Consider the following 15,495-nt stretch of genomic DNA (forward strand, 5'->3'; position numbering starts at 1 on the left):
CTTGATCGCCCCCCTCATTGCCTATGTCGGACCGGATTTGCCCCACGACCTCCTGACGGCGTCCGGCCGCTGCGCCGGTGCGCTCGGCTGGAATATCGACCGGGCCATGCCGGCGGCGGACCGGTGGCTGGAAAGCAAGTTTCCGCTCTGGTCGCGCTCCATCCTTCAGGACTGGGCGGACGGCGTGCTGGACGGTCATGACGCCATCCTTTTCTCCCGTGCGGACGATGCGGCGCAGCGGCTCTATTATTATCTGTGCGAATTGCGGCGGCAGGGCGAGATCAGGGGGCCGGAGCCGCTGATCTTCGACGCCGCCACCATCGCGCGGGCCAGCAGCGCGCGGCATGTCGAAGCGGCGGTGCGAAAGCTCGCCGTGCGGCTGGAAGTGGACGAAAGCCAACTGGCGCGTGCGATCATCGCTACCAACGCCCGGCGGCAGGCCGATGAAGGGGGCGCGAATGCCGGTCCCTCATGCCTGATCGCCGGAACCCCGCCGCCTGACAGGCGGCTTCACGCCATGGTGGAGGCAACGGGCTGGCGCGCGGCCGGGCCGACGCTCGGCGCCATCTGGGAAGCGCTCGGTCCGCCGGTGGCGGAGGGCGGCGATCCCTTCGCCGCAGTGGCGGCGCAGCGGCACAGACACGCACAGGGCAGCCGCGCTTTCGCCGATGGCGCAGCGGTGCTGATGGAAGAGGCGCGGCGTCAGAATGCACGGGCGGTGATCCTGTGGCTTGCCGAAGAGGATGAAGCCCGGCTCTGGGATCTTCCCCCCCAGCGCGCCGCGCTGGATGCGGCGCACATCCCGGCGCTGGTTCTGACACGGCGGGACTGGCGGGCAAATGGCGGCGAGGCAGAGGAGATTGCAGCATTCCTGAAGGGACTGGCGGCATGATGCCGCTCAAGGGTCATCGCGTCGCCACCTTGGGCGGCATGGCGGATCGGCCGCTGGCGCGCTACCTCGCCTCGCTCGGCGCGGAGCTGGGCGGGCGGGTAGAAGGCGCTTCCTTCGTCATCGACGATATCGGTCTGGAGGGGCTGGGCAGCGTCGCCATTCCCGACACCGCCGTGCATGTATCGGTCACGACCTTCGGGTCGGGCGGGCCGCGATCGGACTGGAAGGGTGGCGAGTTCGTCGCGTCGGCCATGGGTGGCGCGCTGCGCGTGACGGGGGAGCCGGACCGGCCGCCGGTCAAGGAAGCGGGCGACGCCTGTATCTTCCATGCCGACATGGTCGCGGCGAGCGGCGCGATGGCGGCGCATTATGCGCGCGGGACGCACGGGCGCGGCCAGCATGTCGATGTGTCGGTTCAGCAGGTCGCGTTCAGCCGCAACTTCAACGGCATCCTCTGCTGGCAGTTCGACAGGCGAAAGCTGAGCCGCGTGGGCGGCGCGCTCGCCTATGGCAAGGCCACGGTGCGGGCGATCTGGAGGCTTGCCGATGGCTGGTGCTTCCATTCGCTGATGACCGGAAGGCTGGGCGCACCCGCCAATCAGGCGCTGTCCGACTGGATGGACGAAGCCGATATGCCCAATCCGCTCCGGGGGACCGACTGGCTTCAATATAATCGCTCCACGCTCCCGGCGGAGACGCGCGCGATCTGGGAAGCGGCCATCGCGGCCTTTTTCGCATCGCGCACCAAGGCGGAGATCGCGACGGAGGGACTGCGGCGCGGCATCAACGCCTGCGTCGCCAATGAACCGGTGGACGTTCTGGCCGACCCGCATCTTCATGCGCGCGGCTTCTTCGACACGGCCTCGGGTCTGCCGGAACGGTTCGCGACGATGCGCGAGGGCAGTGCCGTTACCGCGCCCGCCGTGCATACCGGCGAGCGGCCCGGCCCGCTGTCGGGCGTCAGGGTGCTCGATTTTGCCTGGGCGCTGGTGGGTTCGATCACGACCAAGACGCTGGGCGATCTGGGCGCTGAAATCGTGAAGATCGAGAGCCGCACGCGCCCGGACCTCGCCCGCCTCGACGTGCAGGTCGCAGCGTCCAGGCCCGGCAACTGGGATGACAAGCCCTGGTTCGCGCATCTGAACAGTTCGAAACGCAGCCTGTCGCTCAACATGAAGAAGCCCGAGGCGCGTGAACTGATCGACCCGCTGATCGACTGGGCGGATGTGGTGGTGGAGAATTTCTCGCCCGGCACGATGAAGAAGCTGGGCCTCGACTATGACGTGCTCGCGGCGCGCAATCCCGGCATCGTCATGGTCTCGGGCAGCGTCTTCGGCCAGACCGGGCCGCTGGCGCAGGAATGGGGCGTCGACGGGACCGGCGGCGCGCTGTCGGGGCGGACTTTCCTCACCGGCTATGCCGATGGCGATCCCGTGATTCCCGGCGCGGTGCCCTATGGCGACGTGATCGTGCCCTTCGTTATGGCGGGGGCGGTCGCGGCGGCGCTCCAGAGCCGGCGGGAAACCGGGCGCGGCTGCCATATCGACGCGTCCATGTATGAAATCTGCGTCCAGCAGATGCGCGATACGCTGGCGGCCGCGCGCCGCGGGGAGCGGCCGCGGCGGATGGGCAATGCCGATCCGGGCATCTTCTTTCAGGATGTGTTTCCGGCGGCGGGCGAGGATCGCTGGGTCGCGATCAGCCTGTCCGGGCGGGACGATCGGGCGCGGCTGGAAGCCATCACCGGTCCCGATATCGCCGCGTGGACGGCGGCGAGGGAGGATCATGCCATCGCGGCGGAGCTACAGGCAGCGGGCATCGCATGCGGCGTGGTGCAGGACAGCGAGGACATGATCGACCGCGATCCCCAGCTTGCGGGGCGCGGTGCGCTGGTGACGCTCGACCACCCGATCCTCGGCCCCTTCGGCCACATCGCGACGCCGATCCGCTTCTCGCACGACGCTTTCCAGCCGTTCCGCGCGCCCCGCATGGGCGAGCATGTGCAGGAGATCGCGCGCGATCTGTGCGGCCTGTCCGACTCCCGCATCGCCACCCTCGCCGCGGCAGGAGTTTTCGAATGAACGACAGCATCGCCGCCCAGCCGACCGGCCAGCGCTCCCAGAAACATCTGGCCTGCACCGCCGCCGCATCGGCCTATCAGAAGCAGTTCGGCGCGGACCTCAGGCGCCGGGTGGTGGATGAGGGCGAGCCTTTCGCCATCGTGCAGGCGGATACCCCGCACGAGATATTTCACGTGATGGACATTCCGATCATCACCAACCAGTGGTGGTCTGCCTATATCTCCGCCAAGCAGCTTTCGAACCGTTATTTCGAGGTGATGGCGAAGCACGGTTACCCGGAAAATGGCTGCAAATACTGCTCGCTGGGTCTCGCCTGCACATTGGCGAATGATCCGAAGACCGCGCCCTGGGGCGGCCTGCCCACGCCCACGGTGCTGGTCGCGCGGCTGACCTGCGACTGCATCCAGCATGTGTTCGGCCAGTGGGCGCAGGCGCTGGGGACGGAGTTCTTTCCGATGGAAGCTCCGGCGTGGGAGCATAAGGACCCCCGCTGGTTCGAACATAGCCGCACCGACTGGCGCACCGTCTACGAGCCGGACCGCATCGCCCTGATGGTGGACGAAATGCGCGACCTCATCGCCCTGCTGGAAAACCGCACGGGGAGAAAGTTCGACGAGGCGAAGCTGCATCACCTGATGGAGCGGATCAACGAGCAGGAAAACTATATCTGGGAAGCGGCGCAGGCCATCGGCAGGGCGCGTCCCTGCCCCGTCTCCATCGCCGAGCAGATGCCCAACACCATGATCCCGCAATGGCATCGCGGCTCGGACTGGGCGGTGGCGCACGCGAAGCGCTTCCGCGACGAGGTGATGGAGCGCGTCGCGACCGGCGCGGGCGCGGCGGAGAAGGAGAAACTGCGTCTCATGTGGATCGGCGCCGGCGTCTGGCACGACCCCGGCTTCTATCAGGCGCTGGAGGAAAGGCTGGGCGCGGTGTTCGTCTGGTCCATGTATATGCCCTTTGCCGGACCGCAATATATCCGGGAAGTGCAGGGCGCGCCGATGGAGGCACTCGCCAGCCGCATCTGTTCGATGAACGAGGTGTTGCACCTGCCCCCATGGATGAACGGATGGATGACGAGCGAGGCGGAGCGGTGCGGGATCGACGCCTGCGTCGTGCTGCTGCCGCCCGACAATCGCCTGTCGCAATCGGGCACGAAGCTGACCGCCCTGTCGCTGGAGGCGGCGGGCGTGCCGGTGCTGTCCATCGACGCCGACATGGTGGACGCGAAGAACTGGGACCATGACCGGATGGTTGCGATGGTCGCTGACTTTCTGGCGGCGCGGGGGCTGACGTGAAGAGGCTGGCGCTTCTGGCCCTGCTGCTGCTGGCCGCCTGTGCGCGCCCGCTTCCGCCGGGCGTGACCGAGCTGACCTATGCGACGCCCTACAGCCCCACGCATCCGTTCAGCAAGGCGGACCAGGCGTGGATGCAGTTCGTCGAGCAGCGTTCGGGCGGTCGTATCCGCATCCGCCCGATCTGGTCGGGCGCGCTCCTGTCGTCGGACATGTCGATGGACGAACTGCGTCACGGCGTCGCGGATGTGGGCCTCATCACCCCCATCTATGTGCGCGGTGGAACCCACCTCATCCGCATCCAGACCGGCTTCTACAGCGGCGCGGACAGCATCGCCTCGCAACTGGCGCTCTATCGCTGCATCACGGCGGCCAGCCCGGAAATGGGCAAGGAACTGCACGGCCTCAAGGTGCTCGCCGTTCAGGGCGGGTCGCTGGCGGGCGTCGTGACCACCGACCGGCGGGTGCGCAGCCTCGCCGACCTGAAGGGGCTGCGGCTGCGCGCGCCGACCGAGCTGCTGACCGTGCTGGAATCGCTGGGCGTCGATGCCGTCAACATGCCGATGGCGGATGTCTATTCGGCGATGGCGAAGGGCGTGATCGACGGCGTCATCGCGCCGGGCGACACGTTCCGTTCGCTCCATTTCGCGGAGGTGGCGCGGCATTATAATAATCTCGCCATTCCGCGCGGCGCATATCCCGCGCGGGCAATGGGCGCGGCGCGCTGGAACAGCCTCACCGCCGCCGAGCGCGCGATCCTGACCGAATCGCAGGCGGTCTGGGAAGCGGCGCTGGAAAAGGAAATCCACGCTGCGCTGGAAAAGGGCATGGAGGAAGCCCGCGCACAGGGCGTGACCGTCGATGGCGTGTCGCAGGCGGAGCAGGCGCGCTTCGACGCGCTTTACCTCCGCGATTCCGAAGAAAATGCCCGCCGCCTTTCACGCTTTGGCATTGACGGCCTCCGCGCGTTCCGTGCTGCGCGGGCCTCGGTTCAGGGGCGCGACCGGATTGCGTGCGCGGGAGGCAAGGCATGAAGCGGCTCGCCCTGATCGCCGCATCCCTCGCGGTGGGCGCGGCCACCGCACCCCCGGCCCGGACCGTTGGTGCGGCCGAGGGAACCGGACGCTGGCCCGCCATCGCGCAAGCGCCTGCCGATGTGCCGGGATATACGGTCTATCGGCCTGCGCGCCTTCCCAAGGCCCGGCTGCCGCTCGTCCTCTGGGGCAATGGCGGGTGCCGCGACAATGGCCTGTCCGCCAGCCACTTCCTGCGGGAGATCGCGAGCCACGGCTATATCGTCGTGGCGAACGGCGCGCCGCGCGAGGAAAAGCCGCCGCTCGCCGCGCTGCCTGAGGCGGGCGAAGCGCCAGCGGGTCCGCCCCCCGCCGCCACAGCGGACGAAACATCGGTGGCGCAGCTCCTCGGAGCGATCGACTGGGCCGCGCGCGCCTATCCCGGTGCGGTCGATACCGGCCGCATCGCGGTGATGGGCCATAGCTGCGGCGGCCTGCAGGCCATCGCGGCGGGCGCCGACCCGCGCATCGACACGGTCGTCGCCTTCAACAGCGGCGTCTATAATCGTCCCGGCGGCGGCCGCAGCGGCGTTTCCGTCACGAAGGACGACCTCAGAAAGCTGCACACGCCCATCGCCTATATTCTGGGCGGCCCCACCGACATCGCCTATCCCAACGGCAGCGACGATGTGGCGCGGATCGACCATGTGCCGGTCTTCTACGGCAATATCGCCACCGGCCATGGCGGCACCTTCGCGCTGGCCCACGGCGGCGAATATGCCCGCGTTGCCGTGGCCTGGCTCGACTGGCGCCTGAGGCGAGACCGGCGCGCAGGCCGCGTCTTTGCCGGCCCTTCATGCACCCTATGCGTCGATCCGGCCTGGACCGTCGTGCGCAAGCAATTTCCGGAGACACCATGACCCAGCCGCTTGCGGGCATCCGCATCGCCGATTTCAGCCATGTCATGGCCGGTCCCTATGCCTCGCACCTGCTGCGGCTGATGGGAGCGGAGGTCATCAAGATCGAGCCGCCCAAGGGCGACAGTTTCCGCAGCTATGGCTCCGACCGGCGGTTCGACGGCCTGTCGCCCGCCTTCATTGCCGCCAATGCCGGGAAGAAATCCATCGCACTCGACCTCAAGGACGAAGCCGATCTGGCGATTGCGCGGGCCATCGTCGCGCGGTGCGACGTGATGCTCGAAAATTTCCGCCCCGGCGTGATCGCGCGGCTGGGTCTGGGCTATGGGGCGGTGCGGGAACTGCGGCCCGACATCATCTACTGCTCGGTATCGGGCTATGGGCAGGACGGGCCGCAGCGCGACTGGCCTGCGATCGACAATATCGTGCAGGCGACCAGCGGCATGATGATGCTGAGCGGGGAGGAAGGCGATCCGCCGGTGCGCGTGGGCTTTCCCATTGTCGATACGCTGACGGGACAGACCGCCGCGCTCGCCATATTGTCGGCGCTCGTCCGGCGGATGCAGGGTGGGGCGGGCGCCTATATCGACGTGTCGATGTTCGACGCCAGCCTTGCTTTCATGACGTCGGCGGTGACGCCCTTCCTCGTCACGGGGCAGGCCATGTCGCGCATGGGCAATACGGGTTACAGCGGCCTTCCGACCGCCTCGCTCTTCACCGCGCGCGACGGACGGCAGATTTCATTGGGCGTGGTGCAGCCCAACCAGTTTGCGGCGCTCGCGCGCTTCGTCGGGCGGGAGGACTGGCTTGCCGATCCGCTCTATGCGACGCCGGAAGCGCGCCGCGCCAATTTCGACGCGATGAAGGCGGAGCTGGCGTCGGTCATCGCCATGCGCGACGCCGCCGAGTGGGAAGCGGGGATGAGCGCAGCGGGCATTCCCTGCGGCATGGTGCGGCGTGTGGATGAAGCCGCCGCGCTGGCCCGGTCCGACGCGCTGTTGCCGCTGGATGGCGCAGGCCTTCCGGTGGACGGCCCCGTCGCGCTGCCCGGCGCGGGGTTCCGCATGGCGCCGGGGACGCAGGAAGCGGGCGCGCCGCCGCGCCTCGACGGCGATCGCGATGCCATTCTGCGCTGGCTGGGCGGACAGGACGCGCCCTGATCGCCTGTAATGGCGGCCGTTACGGGCACGTCGACGATGGCGGTTGAACGAGGGGGCGTCAGCGCCCCTTCCAGACGCCGGGACGCTTTTCGACGAAGGCGGTCATGCCTTCCTTCTTGTCCTCGGTCGCGGCCAGAATCTGGAACAGGCGGCGTTCGATCTGGATCGACTGGGCGAGGCCGGTTTCGAAGGCGAGGTTGACCATTTCCTTGTTCACCATCGCCGCCATCGGCGGCATGGACGCGATCAGCGCGGCCGCTTTCAACGCTTCTTCGACCAGATCGGCGGCGGGGACGACGCGGGACACCAGACTGGCGCGCTCGGCTTCCGTGGCGTCCATCATCCGGCCGGTGAGGCACATTTCCATCGCCTTCGCCTTGCCCACCGCGCGGGTCAGGCGCTGCGACCCGCCCATGCCGGGCGCGACGCCCAGCTTGATTTCAGGCTGGCCGAACTTGGCCGTATCCGCCGCGATGATGAAGTCCGCCATCATCGCCAGTTCGCACCCGCCGCCCAGCGCGAAGCCCGCGACCGCCGCGATCCACGGCTTGCGGGTTCCCACGACGCCGCTCTGCCAGCCGGAAAAGAAATCCTCCAGGAAGAAGTCGGCGGCGTCCTTGTCCACCATTTCCTTGATGTCGGCCCCGGCGGCGAAAGCCTTTTCCCCGCTGCCCGTCAGCACCGCGCAGCGCTGCGACGGGTCGGCGTCATAGGCGGCGAAGGCCTGCGTCAGATCCTTGAGCACCTGGCTGTTCAGCGCGTTGAGCGCCTGCGGCCGGTTGAGCGTGATGAGCGTGACGGCGTCCCGCTGTTCGACGAGGATGGTTTCGTAGGACATGCTCATTCTCTCCGGTTCCGTGATGGCAGAATCGGGGCGGTCATATCCGCACCCTACCGCAAACGGAAGGGCGCGCGGGACAGGCCTGTATTTTACACCAGTCTGTTGACTCGAATGAGTTCGCGATACCAGTCGGCGGACAATTTGGGCGTGCGCTTCTGCGTTTTGAAGTCGACATGGTGGATGCCGAACAGCTTGGTATAGCCGTCCTCCCACTCGAAATTGTCCATCAGGCTCCAGAGGAAATAGCCCCTGATCGGCAGCCCCTCGCGCGCGGCGCGCTGGAGATGGGTGACATAGTTGCGCAGATACATGACGCGGTCGGTGTCGTAGACCTTGCCGTCGGCGCTTACCTTGTCGTCGGCGGAACAGCCATTCTCCGAAATATAGAGCGCTTTGGGCTTCCACAGCTCATGGATCGCGCGCAGTCCCCAGTAGATCACCTCGGGCGTTACATAGAGCCATCTGGAGGGCATACGAGGCGCTTCGCCGGTCATGGGCAGGACGGCGTAGCCGGTGGGGCTGGCCGGGTCCGCCCGCACCATCTTGCCGGTATAGACGTTGATCGACAGGAAATCGAGCGGGCTGCCGATCGCCGCCATGTCGCCCGCCTTCACCACCGGCGCGTCGCTGCCCTGCGCGCTCAGGTAGCTGTCGAGATAGCGTCCTTCCATGATGGCGGTCAGGAACATGGCGTTCTGATCGCGCATCGCCTTCTTCGCCGCCTCGATATGTTCGGGCGTTTCGATGGCGGGGACGTAGATGGACGGGTTTTCGGCGAGACCCACCAGCGTCCCGGCCTTCGCGTTCGCCCGGATCGCCTGCACGCCAAGGCCGTGGGCGAGCACGCCATGATGCCGCACCTGATTGGCGTCCTTCTGCAGCAGTTTGAGGCCCGGAGCCTTGCCGCCGGTCAGATAGCCGAGGTCGGTGAAGCAGAGCAGTTCGTTGACCGTCATGAAATGCTTCATCCGGTCGCTCAGCCGCCCGGCCATATAGCCCGCATAGTCGGCAAAAGCGTAGGACGTGTCCCGGTTCTGCCAGCCGCCCGGCAGCGCGGCGGGCAGATCCCAGTGGAACAGCGTCGCATGCGGCTCGATCCCGGCGGCGAGCAGGCCGTCGATCAGGCGGTTGTAATAATCGACGCCCTTCTGGTTGGGCTTGCCCCGGCCTTCGGGAAAGATGCGCGGCCAGGCAATGGAGAAGCGATAGGCCTTGACGCCCAGCGCCTTCAGCAGCGCGATGTCCTCAGGATAGCGGTGATAGCTGTCGCAGGCGACATCGCCGGTGTCGCCGTTGGCGACTCTGCCCGGCGTATGGGAAAACACGTCCCAGACGGACGGACCGCGCCCGTCCTCGCGCGCCGCGCCTTCGATCTGATAGGAGGCGGTGGCGCAACCCCAGAGGAAACCGGGCGGGAAGGACAGGCTGTCCGGCGTTCCGGCGGGTGCCGCCTGCGCTTGCGCCGCGCCGCTGCCCAGCGCCGTTCCCAATGCAGCCGCGCCCAGCCCCAGCCCCAGTCCCACTCCCAGCTCACGGCGGTTGATCCCGGTCATTTCCTTCTCCCTCACTGGCCGATCACGCGGACGAGGCCGGTCAGCGTCTGTCCGGTCGGCAGCCTGCCCTTCGTGGTCAACTGGCGCGTCGCGTCATTCCATAGCAGGTCCGCCTTCATCCCGCCCTTGCGATAGGCGTTGGTGGTCCCATCGTCGTCATAGAGGGTGAAGCGCGCGTCGGCGCCCGGATAGACGCGGATGCTCTCGACCATCTGCTTTTCCGCCGTGCTCTTCACCGGCGCGCCCATCGGCACGATGGACCCGGCTTTCACGAACAGCGGCATCTGCGTGATCGGCGCATCGACCTCCACGCTCTGCCCGCCTTCATAGCGCCGTTCGGTCCAGTAATCATACCAGGCGGTGCCTGCGGGCAGGTAGACGGTGCGCTTCGTCTTCCCCTGCTCGGTCACGGGCGCGACGAGGAAGGCGGGGCCGAACATATATTGATCGCCGACGGTCAGCGCCTTCCTGTCATCGGGGAAGTCCATGAACAGCGCGCGCATGAAGGGTGCGCCGCTCTCATAGGTGTGCCGCCCCAGCGCATAGAGATAGGGCATCAGCGCGTAGCGCAGCCGCAGCCAGTCGGAGAGGATCGGCTCGGCCGCCGTTCCATATTCCCAGAGCGCGGTGCCCGGACGCTGGCCATGGATGCGCAGCGTCGGCGTGAAGACGCTATACTGGAACCAGCGCACGAACAGTTCGGGATAGTCGGGATAATCGGCGTCCATCGCGGTCGCCCCCGCCGGGTCGACCAGCACGGGCCGGTCCGCCTTCGGACCTTTGGGCCATTGCCAGCCGCCGATGTCGCTGCCCCAATAGGCAAGGCCCGATGCGGTGAAGTTGAGGCCGGTCGGCACCTGCCGTTTGAGCGCGTCCCATGTCGCATGGACGTCCGACGACCAGAACAGGCTGCCGGTCCGCTGCGATCCCAGATAGGCGGCGCGGGCGAGGATCAGGTTGCGGAAATCGGGCCGGTCGCGCGCCGATCCGTCCGCCACGCCGCCTGTATGCACCAGCGGGTAGAGATTGTGATAGCGGTCGCCCGATCCGCGCGCATACCAGTAGCCGTCGGGGACCAGATCCGGCTCGGTCTCGTCCAGCCACAGCCAGTCGAAGCCCTGGGAGAGGATATTGTCGCGCACCGTTCCCCAGAACCACTGGCGGGCATCGGGGTCGGTGCTGTCCAGCAGCGCGCCCGCCCGGTCGTAGCGCATGGGGAGGCCGTCGATCGGATGGCCGTCCCTGTCATGCAGCAGCCAGCCCTTGGTCGACAGCATCTCGAAATAGCGCGATTCCCGCTCGAAGCGGGGCCAGACGCTGATGATCGAGCGCATTCCCATGGACTTGAGAGTATCGTTCATGCCCCTGGGGTCAGGGAAATAGGCGCGGTCGATGTCGATCTGGCCCATGCGGGTCCAGTAGAACCAGTCGAGCACCATGACGTCGAGCGGCAGGTTGCGCTGGCGGTATCCGTTCGCAATGCCGAGCAGTTCCTGCTGGCTTTCGTAGCGCGCCTTGCTCTGGATGAGGCCGAAGCCCGCCTTGGGCGGCAGCGGCGTCTCGCCCGTCAGCTTCGCGTAGCCGGCGTAAAGCTCGTCGGCGCTTTTCCCCGCGATGACGAAGAAGGACACACGCTCGCCGACCTGGCTCTGCCAGCGGGTTGTCGAATGGAGGCCGGGCCACACCAGAGTGCGCGCCGGATTGTCCCAGACGATGCCATAGCCCCTGTTCGTGACCATGAAGGGGACGCAGACCGTCTCGCCCGCGGGCGCGTCATAATGATGCTGGCAGTCGATCTGCCGCCCCTTCAGGTCGAGCACGCCGTCCTGATTTTGCCCGAGGCCGTAATAATGCTCGTCGGCCGGAGCATCGAAGGTCGCGCCGACCTTGAAGGTCTTTTCGCCGTTGACCGTGACGGGCGCCATTTCCCAGCCGGTCATCCGCGTGAGCAGCGCGCCCGATGCATCGCGCACCGAAAGGCTGACCGGCGGCAGCGCGGACACGAAATAGCGTTCCATCTGGCTCGGCGCCTTTGGCCAGGGCTTTGCGTCCACGGTCAGGGAGAGGGCGGCGGAGGTGAAGATGTCGCCTTCCGCGCCGCTGCGATGGGTCCAGCCGCTTGCGTCAGCCTTGGCGATGGGGCCGTCGCCCGGCGGCGCTTGCGCCAGCTCCTTGTCCATCGCGATGGTGACGCGCAGGATGTTGGGCGCATAGGGTTCGATGGCGACGCGGCTGCCGTTGCGGTCGAGCAGCGCCATCGGTTCGGCCCATGCGGGCAGCGCGAAGCCTGCCGCCGTCAGGGCAAGACCCGCCACCGCCGTCCGCCACTCCGTCGCTTTCATGGCCGTCTCCCTGCCGTTCCAGCGGCATGGTCTGGCGGTCGATTCGCCGCGGCGCCAGTGAGCGAAAGGTCGTAGAAGGCGGCTAGATCGGAAGGCCGGCGCGGGCCAGCAGCCGCTGTGCCTGCACCAGATGGGGGCGGTCGATCATCTTGCCGTCGAGGCGCAGCGCCCCTGCGCCGGGCGCTGCGGCGAAGGCGTCGACGACCGCGCGGGCATGGGCGATGTCCGCCTCGCCGGGCATGAAGCCCGCATTGATGACCGCCACCTGCGCCGGGTGGATCGCCATCATGCCGGTAAAGCCGTCGCGCCGCGCCCGGGCGACATAAGCAGCGAGCGCCTGCACGTCGTCGATGCGGGGAAACACGGTCTCGATCGCCTCGACGCCCGCGGCATGCGCGCCGAACAGGGTCAGGCCGCGCACCATCTCATAGGGCGGGGTGTAGCGCCCGTCCTCCTCGCGCGAAGTGGCCGCGCCGATGGCGGCGGGCAGATCCTCCGCCCCCCATGTCAGGCCCGCCAGATGCGCCGCGACCGCGCCGTAGCTGCCGAGCTGAAAGATGGCGGCGGGGGTTTCGGTGGCGATGGGGAGGATCGGCGGCGCGGTCCCTCCCGTCATCGCGATCAGCGACCGGACGCTCTCCGCCCCCTCCGCCTTGGGCAGCACCAGCCCGTCGGGCCGCCCCGCCAGCACCGCGTCGAGATCGGCCTGCGTCAGCCCGCTGTCGAGCGGATTGACGCGCACGAAGGCGGGCAGCGCGCGCGGCTGCGCCAGCCATGCGGCGACCGCCTCGCGGCCCGGCGCCTTGCGCTCGGGCGTCACGCTGTCCTCCAGGTCGAGGATGAGCGCGTCCGCCCCGCTCGCCGCCGCCCTGGCGAAGCGCTCGGGCCGGTCGGCGGGGACGAAGAGCAGCGAGCGCAGGCTCATGCGTCGGACCGCTTGAGCAGCGCCATGCGCAGGCACTGGCAGACGATCTCGCCCCGCTGGTTCAGCAGGCGATGGGTGAAGGTGACGATGCCCGCATTGGGACGCGACCTGCTGGCTTTCAGGTCCGTCACATCCGTTTCGCAGCGCAGCGTGTCGCCGATGAAGACGGGGCTGGGCATGACGAGCCTGTCATAGCCGAGGTTTGCCACCAGCGTGCCGAGCGTCGTATCGCCGACCGACAGCCCCACCATCAGCGCGAAGGTGAAGGTGCCGTTGACGAGGATCTGCCCGAACTCGCTCGCCTTCGCCGCTTCGGCGTCGAGGTGCAGCGGCTGGGGATTGTGCGTCATCGTCGAGAAGAGGAGATTGTCCGTTTCCGTCACGGTGCGGCGGATGTCGTGGGCGATGGTTTCGCCGATCTGCCACTGGTCGAAATATTTGCCTGCCACGCCTCGATCCCTCTTAACTTCGCATATTTCCCGCAAGTTTTGACATTTCATGTCCGGGACGCGACATTTTCGTTCCTATATCCCTCGGGCGGCAGGCCGATCATAGCGTCGCCGCACTCCCATAGGACAAGGCTATCCGTCCTTCTCGATCTTCGCCAGCAGCGCGCCTTCGCTGACCTGCCCGCCTTCCGCCGCATTGAGTTCCGCCACGGTGCCGTCGAAGGGCGCGACGAGGCTGTGCTCCATCTTCATGGCTTCAAGGGTGAGGAGCTTCTGCCCCTTCGTCACGCGCTCGCCCTCGGCGACCCCCACCGCGATGATCCGTCCCGGCATAGGCGAGAGGATCGCGCCGTCGGAGGCATCCGCCCCGCCGCTTCCCCCTGCGCGCCATGGGCCGAGCCGCCAGACCTGCCCGTCCTCCGCGATCAGCACATCGGATGACGGTGCGTCCGCCCCCTCGCGCGGATCGAAGCGCAAGTTCACCGCCTCCCGGTCGAGCAGAAACATGGCTTCGGTGCGGGCGGGTGCGTTGAGGCGAAAACCCGCCAGCCCGCCGCCTCCCGTCAGCGCCGCCGCCCCGTCCGCCAGCGCTTCCTCGGTGGGGCGGGCGGGTGGCAGGAGCGCGTCGCCCTCCCGCGCGATCAGCCCGGTGTCGAGCCGCGCGGCGGCGAAGTCGGCGTGGCGCAGTGCCTTCACCAGAAAGCCCGCATTGGTCTTGAGCGGCCAGACCGCGCTGCCCGCCAGCGCCGCCGCCAGCCGCTCCCGCGCTTCGTCACGGTTTGCGCCATGGGCGATCACCTTGGCGATCATCGGATCGTAGAAGGGCGAAATCTCCGCTCCCCGCTCGACGCCCGTGTCGATGCGCAGGCCCGGCGCGTCGCTCTCCAGATTGAAGGTGTCCAGCCGCCCGATGCTCGGCAGAAAGCCCTTGGCCGGATCTTCGGCGTAGAGGCGCGCTTCCATCGCGTGACCGTTGATCGACAGTTGGTCCTGCGTCTTCGGCAGCGGTTCGCCGGACGCGACGCGCAATTGCCATTCGACCAGATCGACGCCGGTAATTTCCTCCGTCACCGGATGTTCGACCTGAAGCCGCGTGTTCATTTCCATGAACCAGATGCGGTCGGCGCGCAGGCCGTCCGATCCATCGGCGATGAACTCGATCGTGCCCGCGCCGACATAGTCCACCGCCTTCGCCGCGTTGACCGCCGCAGTGCAGACCGCCGCGCGCGTCGCTTCGTCCATGCCGGGGGCGGGGGCTTCCTCGATCACCTTCTGGTGGCGGCGCTGGAGCGAACAGTCGCGTTCGAACAGGTGGACGACATGGCCGTGCGTATCGCCGAAGACCTGCACCTCGATATGGCGCGGGTTCGTGATGTATTTTTCGAGCAGCACGGCGTCGTTGCCGAAGCTCGCCGCCGCCTCGCGCCGGCAGGAGGCGAGCGCTTCGGCGAAGTCTTCCGCTGCGTCGACCTTGCGCATCCCCTTGCCGCCGCCGCCCGCGACCGCCTTGATAAGCACGGGATAGCCGATGGCGTCGGCTTCCGCCTTCAGGCGGCCCTCGCTCTGGTCCTCGCCCAGATAGCCGGGCGTGGTCGGGACACCGGCGTCCTGCATCAGCTTTTTGGCAGCGTCCTTCAGGCCCATGGCGCGGATGCTGTCGGGGCGCGGGCCGACCCAGATGAGGCCTGCGTCGATCACCGCCTGCGCGAAATCGGCATTTTCGGAGAGGAAGCCGTAACCGGGATGGATCGCCTGCGCGCCGGTCGCTTTTGCAGCGGCGATGATCTTTTCGCCGACAAGGTAGGATTCGCGGGCAGGGGAGGGGCCGATATGCACGGCTTCGTCAGCGGAGCGGACATGGAGCGCGTCCGCGTCGGCATCGGAATAGACGGCGACGGTGCGAACGCCCAGCGTCCGCGCGGTGCGGATGATGCGGCAGGCGATCTCGCCCCGATTGGCGATGAGGAGGGAGGCGATCATGGCTGGCTCCGATCATTCCTCCCCGAGCTTGTCTCGGGGAGGGGGAC

At 67.6% G+C, this 15,495-nt stretch carries 12 protein-coding genes; 6 read left to right on the forward strand and 6 right to left on the reverse strand.

Annotated features, from left to right (window positions below; genetic code table 11):
- Position 1 precedes the first annotated feature (1 nt).
- The 6 genes from SAMIE_RS16615 to SAMIE_RS16640 are packed head-to-tail and all read left to right on the forward strand — an operon-like array spanning position 2 to position 7,358.
- Positions 2–892: a hypothetical protein gene (locus tag SAMIE_RS16615; RefSeq protein WP_232037286.1), complete on the forward strand. Its 891-nt coding sequence runs from the start codon at positions 2–4 to the stop codon at positions 890–892.
- Positions 889–2,973 carry a CaiB/BaiF CoA-transferase family protein gene (locus tag SAMIE_RS16620; RefSeq protein WP_066700634.1) on the forward strand — a complete coding sequence of 695 codons (2,085 nt, stop codon included), beginning with the start codon at positions 889–891 and terminating at the stop codon, positions 2,971–2,973. The genes SAMIE_RS16615 and SAMIE_RS16620 overlap by 4 nt, the downstream gene beginning before the upstream one ends.
- Positions 2,970–4,271: a 2-hydroxyacyl-CoA dehydratase subunit D gene (locus tag SAMIE_RS16625; RefSeq protein ID WP_066700635.1), complete on the forward strand. Its 1,302-nt coding sequence runs from the start codon at positions 2,970–2,972 to the stop codon at positions 4,269–4,271. Before SAMIE_RS16620 ends, SAMIE_RS16625 begins: the two co-directional genes overlap by 4 nt.
- Entirely contained in the window at positions 4,268–5,302 is a 1,035-nt protein-coding gene (gene dctP / locus SAMIE_RS16630) for a TRAP transporter substrate-binding protein DctP (protein WP_066700636.1), read from the forward strand. Before SAMIE_RS16625 ends, dctP begins: the two co-directional genes overlap by 4 nt.
- Positions 5,299–6,201 (forward strand): alpha/beta hydrolase, encoded by a 903-nt coding sequence (locus SAMIE_RS16635; RefSeq protein ID WP_066700637.1) that lies wholly within the window; start codon positions 5,299–5,301, stop codon positions 6,199–6,201. The genes dctP and SAMIE_RS16635 overlap by 4 nt, the downstream gene beginning before the upstream one ends.
- Entirely contained in the window at positions 6,198–7,358 is a 1,161-nt protein-coding gene (locus SAMIE_RS16640) for a CaiB/BaiF CoA transferase family protein (RefSeq protein ID WP_066700638.1), read from the forward strand. The genes SAMIE_RS16635 and SAMIE_RS16640 overlap by 4 nt, the downstream gene beginning before the upstream one ends.
- A 58-nt stretch (positions 7,359–7,416) precedes the next feature.
- Here SAMIE_RS16640 and SAMIE_RS16645 read toward each other — a convergent pair whose 3' ends face one another.
- The 6 genes from SAMIE_RS16645 to SAMIE_RS16670 all read right to left on the reverse strand — a co-directional run bounded on the left by SAMIE_RS16645 (position 7,417) and on the right by SAMIE_RS16670 (position 15,448).
- Entirely contained in the window at positions 7,417–8,196 is a 780-nt protein-coding gene (locus SAMIE_RS16645) for an enoyl-CoA hydratase-related protein (protein WP_066700702.1), read from the reverse strand.
- A 92-nt stretch (positions 8,197–8,288) separates the two neighbouring features.
- Positions 8,289–9,752, reverse strand: coding sequence for a GH1 family beta-glucosidase (locus SAMIE_RS16650; protein WP_066700639.1), 1,464 nt, complete (start codon positions 9,750–9,752; stop codon positions 8,289–8,291).
- A gap of 11 nt (positions 9,753–9,763) precedes the next feature.
- Entirely contained in the window at positions 9,764–12,094 is a 2,331-nt protein-coding gene (locus tag SAMIE_RS16655) for a glycoside hydrolase family 31 protein (protein WP_066700640.1), read from the reverse strand.
- 82 nt (positions 12,095–12,176) lie between these two features.
- On the reverse strand, positions 12,177–13,019 hold the full coding sequence (locus SAMIE_RS16660) for an HpcH/HpaI aldolase/citrate lyase family protein (RefSeq protein ID WP_066700641.1): 843 nt from the start codon (positions 13,017–13,019) through the stop codon (positions 12,177–12,179).
- Positions 13,016–13,468 carry a MaoC family dehydratase gene (locus SAMIE_RS16665; RefSeq protein WP_066700642.1) on the reverse strand — a complete coding sequence of 151 codons (453 nt, stop codon included), beginning with the start codon at positions 13,466–13,468 and terminating at the stop codon, positions 13,016–13,018. Before SAMIE_RS16665 ends, SAMIE_RS16660 begins: the two co-directional genes overlap by 4 nt.
- Before the next feature lie 132 nt (positions 13,469–13,600).
- Positions 13,601–15,448 (reverse strand): acetyl/propionyl/methylcrotonyl-CoA carboxylase subunit alpha, encoded by a 1,848-nt coding sequence (locus SAMIE_RS16670; protein ID WP_066700643.1) that lies wholly within the window; start codon positions 15,446–15,448, stop codon positions 13,601–13,603.
- Positions 15,449–15,495: the final 47 nt, after the last annotated feature.

This window comes from Sphingobium amiense (assembly GCF_003967075.1).
Classification (GTDB): Bacteria; Pseudomonadota; Alphaproteobacteria; order Sphingomonadales; family Sphingomonadaceae; genus Sphingobium; species Sphingobium amiense.